Here is a 5600-nt window from a genome sequence, read left to right as displayed (position 1 = left end):
GCTAGTTCCGAAGAGCATTGGTTAAGCCCACTGTATCAAAGAGAATCGGTATATATTAGCCTTAACTTATCAGGGTCAGATTTTAAAGTGATTGAAAACTATCATCGGGAAGCCGAACAGATATTATTAGAGTATGGTGGCCGTCCCAACTGGGGCAAGCACTTTTATTCCAATCGGGAATATCTGCGCTCACAATACCCACGTTGGGATGACTTCGCTCTACTTATGAAAGAATTTGATCCTGATCGACTTTTTTCTAACCCCTTCCTCGACCGCCTCTTCCCTTTTGATGTATAATTGGCTCAAATCGGTTGGGAGTTGGTTTCACAGCCGGAGTTTCTTCCATATTCTCTAATATCATGTCGGGATAATTACCCTGTCTTGATGCAGTCGCTCATGGGGGAAACCACGGCAGTCGCTCATGGGGGAGACCCCCAAGACCGCGCTGCCTCCCCAAGACCGCGCTGCATCGCTTAATAAAAATCTCCCCAATCTCCCCACCCTAACCCCTCTCCACCTACTCCTTACTCTAATTCCTTTACCACTTTACTCATTCCATCCAGTAATTTTTGATTTTTTTGGCTCCTAGCGCCATAGAGACGGGCAGAAAAGACTGTGATTAATTCCATCATGTCTTGGGTTAATTCGTCATCAAAGCTGACTCCCTCTGGGGATTTATTAATGATCACGACTTCTGTGCCAAACTCTTCACAAATGGTAAAGATTAATTCTGATCCAAATCTCAGCAATCTATCCTTGTGAGTTATCACCAATCGTTCAACATCCCCTGTCATAATTTTTCTGAGTAATTGGTTCAATCCTTTTTTGTGATAATTTAAACCACCCCCTAAATCAGAAATAGTTTCGTATTGCCAACCATTAGCAGCGCTAAAATTTTCTAATAATTGAATTTGACTCCTCAGGTCTTTTTGTCGCTCATCACTTGAAACTCTGGCATAGTTAATTGTCAATCTGTGGGTTAATGGCTGAGGATTTCTTGGTGTTATATGTTTGATATCTTTAAGATAAAATCGCCGTTGTCCAGTAGGTGAACGTTGATATCTGATTTTGCCCGCATCAGCCCACCGTCTTAGGGTTTTGGTAGAGACTCCTAGCTGTTTAGCTGCCTCCCCAATGCTTAATGTCATCTCAGAATGACTTTCCATATCAATGCTAGATCTAATCACAACCTCTCTAGTATTACCCATTTTGGAAGTAATGTCCAAGGGTGTCTATTTTTTAGAGAGAAGCAACAGGCAACAGGCAACAGGCAACAGGCAATAGGCATGCTAGCAACAGGCATGCTAGCAACAGGCATGCTAGCAACAGGCATGCTAGCAAGAGTAGCCAATATATTATTCTATAATAGAATTTTAGGATAATTACCCTTCATCAAAAATCTCCCCATCTCCCCATCTCCCCATCTCCCCATCTCCCCATCTCCCCATCTCCCCATCTCCCCATCCCCCCATCTCCCGACCCTAATCCTTTGGCTTTAACTGAAACTGATCGAATTTAATCACATCTGAATTAGGCGATCGCGTATCAAAGCGATAGCTAGTTACTATACCGGTGCCAGTATCAAAGATACTAAATACAGTGAGGTCATTACTAGCGATATAAGGCAAGGGCTGGTTATTCTCTCCTAACAATGGCGCGATTGTTGGCATAACGGGCTCTAATCCATTGGGGTCTCCAGTAGCGGAATAGTTTTCGTTATACCCAGTTGGTACTGGGCGCTTCTTCTCACCAACATAAGCGCCATAACTATTCCCCACATTGGAGGATTCTAAAAAATGGATGCCATTACCATCAACAAAGCGATTCCATAGATGGGAATGGCCATAATACACCAACTGCACACCAGCAGCTTCTAACAATGGCACCACATCCCGAATGATATAATCCTTGTCTTTGGGGTACTCATAACGTACTGCTGTCACCTTACCCGCCCGATCCCGCTCAATGATCTGCACTGGGTCAGTATAAGCTGGGACAATATTGTCCCCTAGGCTATGGGGAGGATGGTGAAGCATCACAATTTTATACTTAGCTTGTTGAAACTCAGTGCTATTGAGTTCTGCCTGGAGCCATTGGTACTGGGGACTCCCTTTACTAACCGGTTCAAAGATATGTTGTCCGTATCCCCAAGCGATGGGATTGTCTAAATCTTGTTCCCGTTCTTGATACCTACCTTTGGCATTAGGGCTTAAGCTAGGTGTGCGCCAAATATTAGTAATGTACAACACCACTAAGCGAATATCACCAAAGGTTACGGCATAATAAGGTTTGCCATTAGGTAGGGAAAAAATCTCGTTATAGGTGTCAGTATTATAGGTATTGTTTTTTAGCCAAGCTTGGTAATAATTAGGGTCATTATCTGGATTTAACTGTTCAGCTTTTTGCTGATAGATGGCTTGTGCTGCAGCCCGAGGAAAAGGGTCATTGAATTGGCTATTCAAATCCTTTTCCATAGAAAAACGCCCCATCACTTCATGATTACCAACTACAGGAAAGATCGGGGCATTTTGAATAATTTCACCGCCATGGTAGGTAGTTTTAACCCCATTCTTCTGCAATTGGTAATTAGCTCGACCCTGAAGACAAGGGAAAAACGCACCACCCCGGTTATCATCAAACCATTCCGAAGCCCGGTCAGGAATATTAACTAAATCACCAACATAAAACACTCCATCAATTTGGCCTACAGTGTCTACCACCTTCTGGAGATTAGCTGCGGTCATGGGCATTAGTTGATGGTCAGAAGTCAGAAGAATTTTCTGGGGTGTCTCAGGGTTTGGTAGAGCACTGACGCTAAAGAGTTTGCTCCTGACAACTTGCCCATTCTCCTTGACACTGGTGACTTGATAGGGAACAGGAATACCAGGAGTCAGTCCAGTTACGATCGCTTCATGACGCCAAATATCCCGCATGATGGGCTTCTGGTAGACTTGGCCGTCTTCGGTCTGGTTGCCTACTCGGGATTTTTGGTCTTCCCGAGTGCGGCTGAGTTTAGTAGTAGTAGCAGTGGCCTTACGATAAGAGCTCGTGCCGTAGGTAACAGTGTGGCGGGAGCCAGGAAATTCGGTAAACCAAACCACCCCCACGGAATCTTTTGTAGGAAATTGCAAGAATGGGTCAGTCAGTAATTCGTAAGCGGATGTCATGGCTCGCTGCTGGGTAATTTGCTTGATAGTTGGGACAAGAACAATTACACCGATAACTATAGCTGCCATGAGGATAAAGCGACTGATAGAAAACTTGACCATTTCCCTACTCCCTACTCCCTACTCCCTACTCCCTACTCCCCATAGCACGACGTTGCTGATTGAGGGAAACTGTCACAATCCCCTAATCAAACACACAACTACTCTCCACTATACTTTGAGCACTTAGGTATCAGCGTATTAGTCTAAGTGCTCAAACCGTTATTCCTGTTGACATAGAGCGTTTCGCTAGCCCATTGGCTGCTCGGGTGCCTCAAACGCTCAATTTGTTTTTGTAGAAAGTATATTTTGAATCGTAAACATTTCTGTAAAAGATTCTTGCAATAATTACATTTGAGGTCAGATTAAAGTTAAATTAGATACAAAACTAACTGACTACAGGTTTTATAGAAGCCATACTATGACATTATTAACTACTCATCAAGTTATTAGCCAACTTAAGCAAGGACTGTCGTTACAGAAAGCCGAGCTGAGTCATATTGATTTACAGGGGTTGAATCTGGATCAGGCTCAGTTTGCCCACGCTTACCTACGTAATGCCAATCTCTCGGGAGCATCTTGTCAAGAGACAGACTTTACTCAAGCCAATCTCAGCTGGGCCAACCTATCCGGGGCAACTCTGGTTTATGCCCGACTCTCAGGAGCTCAACTGAATTGTGCTGATTTGGAGGGGGCGAATCTCCGAGGGGCTTGGGCAACAAAGGCTAAGCTCTGTGGAGCAAGACTAGATGGGGTTGAGGCGTCCTTAGCCCAGCTGCAAAAGGCTGATTTGAGAGAAGCAACTGGAAAAGGGATAACCTTTACAGGTGCCAATCTCAAGATGGCCAATTTAGGAGCTGTGAATTTCCCTGAGGCTAATTTCAGTGGAGCAAGCCTTGATCTAGCTACCTTAGAAGCGGCTCAGTTAATAGATACTAAGTGGCTTGCTGCTGATTTGGAACGGGCAAATTTAAGCCGTGCTAGTTTACTCAGAGCAGATTTAACTTCTGCTAATCTGATTGTTGCTAATCTCAGAGCTGCTGATTTGACCGAGGTAATTTTGCGTGGTGCTCAGTTGCTGGAGTCAAGTTTAGAAAATGCGCTATTAAAGGATGTTGATTTAACTGAAGCGTCTTTATTTTCTGCCAATTTAGAAGGGGCTCGCTTATCTAGTATTAATCTTAAAGATGCTGATTTACAGTACGCTAATTTAGAGAATACTATTTGGGATGGGGTTGATTTCGACCAATGCGAGGTGGCCGGTGCGGTGTTTACCGATGCTAAAGGATTAAGTGCTCAACAGTGCCAATGGCTCAAGCAAAATGGCGCGTTGAATGTTCCAATTCGGTAACAGCAACCTAAGCTATCTGCTTAAGCGCTACGCGCACGCGTGGGCGTTCAGCTATCAGCTATCAGCCGTCAGCCGTCAGCCAAAGGCTCACGCTACTTGAGGTGCCGTCAGCTTATTTTAGTCAAAGGTGCCCTTGACCCATGAAGAATTAAATTCACCAAGGTCAAGGGCACCTAAAAACTATTAAAATCATTCCATTATTAAGCAACGCCTTAGGAATGGTTGATGCAATTCGGTTTATTCAATATTTTAACTGGGGTCAAGGTGATTATACGCAATAACGCCATCAGTGGCTAAACCAAAAGCCATTAAACGAGATTATAAACTCAATCAAGGAACAACAAGATGACAGCAATCAATATGATTAAATTATTAAATAATTTCATTATTTAATAATAAGGGGTATTCAGTTTCTTGGTGCTCCCCGCCAAAAATCTTATCTACTGGTCTGACCAACCTGCGGAATATGGGTTACTACTAGCTTTTCATGGTCTTATCCTGATTGATGGTAACCGTTGGGTCAACCTAACCGTTGCGGAAGCCTAACTGTTAAACAAGCATGCGATGATCGCATCAACAGCTAGTAGTCCGTTGATGCTGTGCTCTTGAATTGATAGTAACCGTTGCGGAAGCCTAACCGTTGCGGAAGCTTAACTGTTTAAGAAACATGCGATTGGCCTTTGGCCACGCTACGCGATTGGCCTTTGGCCACGCTACGCGATTGGCCTTTGGCCACGCTACGCGATTGGCCTTTGGCCACGCTACGCGATTGGCCTTTGGCCACGCTACGCGATCGCTTATAGTGACATACTCCTAAACTGACTCTGCTCTTACAGAGCCGCTCCGCGAACGAGTTCAGTGTAGGCTTCTTGCCAACTCCACCCAACGGTATCGGCTTTCGCCGACGCTGCGCGAACGGATACTCGGCAAGCTTTATTAACGACACGGTCAGAAGTTACCGCAAGAATAGTGGAGCCTTTATGGTTAGCAGGCTATGCATAAAAGGGTTAAAACTTTATGATTAAGGCTCCACTATTCTAAGG

At 44.4% G+C, this 5600-nt stretch carries 6 protein-coding genes; 4 read left to right on the top strand and 2 right to left on the bottom strand.

Features of this window, described 5'->3' with window-relative positions:
- The coding region (locus F6J99_RS41360) for a D-arabinono-1,4-lactone oxidase (protein WP_293122299.1) at positions 1 to 297 on the top strand (297 nt) is incomplete at its 5' end.
- Between the two features lie 227 nt (positions 298 to 524).
- Here F6J99_RS41360 and F6J99_RS41355 read toward each other — a convergent pair.
- Positions 525 to 1148, bottom strand: a complete 624-nt coding sequence (locus F6J99_RS41355; protein WP_168166546.1) for an IS607 family transposase — start codon at positions 1146 to 1148, stop codon at positions 525 to 527.
- Between the two features lie 333 nt (positions 1149 to 1481).
- Positions 1482 to 3236: a metallophosphoesterase gene (locus tag F6J99_RS41350; protein WP_365975284.1), complete on the bottom strand. Its 1755-nt coding sequence runs from the start codon at positions 3234 to 3236 to the stop codon at positions 1482 to 1484.
- Between F6J99_RS41350 and F6J99_RS41345 the strand changes: the two genes are divergently transcribed.
- The 3 genes from F6J99_RS41345 (at position 3235) to F6J99_RS41335 (ending at position 5374) form a co-directional block, all read left to right on the top strand.
- Positions 3235 to 3396, top strand: coding sequence for a hypothetical protein (locus F6J99_RS41345; RefSeq protein ID WP_168166462.1), 162 nt, complete (start codon positions 3235 to 3237; stop codon positions 3394 to 3396). The genes F6J99_RS41350 and F6J99_RS41345 overlap by 2 nt on opposite strands.
- A gap of 231 nt (positions 3397 to 3627) precedes the next feature.
- Positions 3628 to 4557 (top strand): pentapeptide repeat-containing protein, encoded by a 930-nt coding sequence (locus F6J99_RS41340; protein WP_293122293.1) that lies wholly within the window; start codon positions 3628 to 3630, stop codon positions 4555 to 4557.
- A 667-nt stretch (positions 4558 to 5224) separates the two neighbouring features.
- Positions 5225 to 5374, top strand: coding sequence for a hypothetical protein (locus F6J99_RS41335; RefSeq protein WP_293122290.1), 150 nt, complete (start codon positions 5225 to 5227; stop codon positions 5372 to 5374).
- The last annotated feature ends 226 nt before the right edge of the window (positions 5375 to 5600 follow it).

This window comes from Moorena sp. SIO4G3 (assembly GCF_010692305.1).
GTDB classification, from domain to species: domain Bacteria; phylum Cyanobacteriota; class Cyanobacteriia; order Cyanobacteriales; family Coleofasciculaceae; genus Moorena; species Moorena producens_A.
Note: the sequence above shows the minus strand (reverse complement) of the source record. Positions and strands in the feature narration are given on the sequence as shown.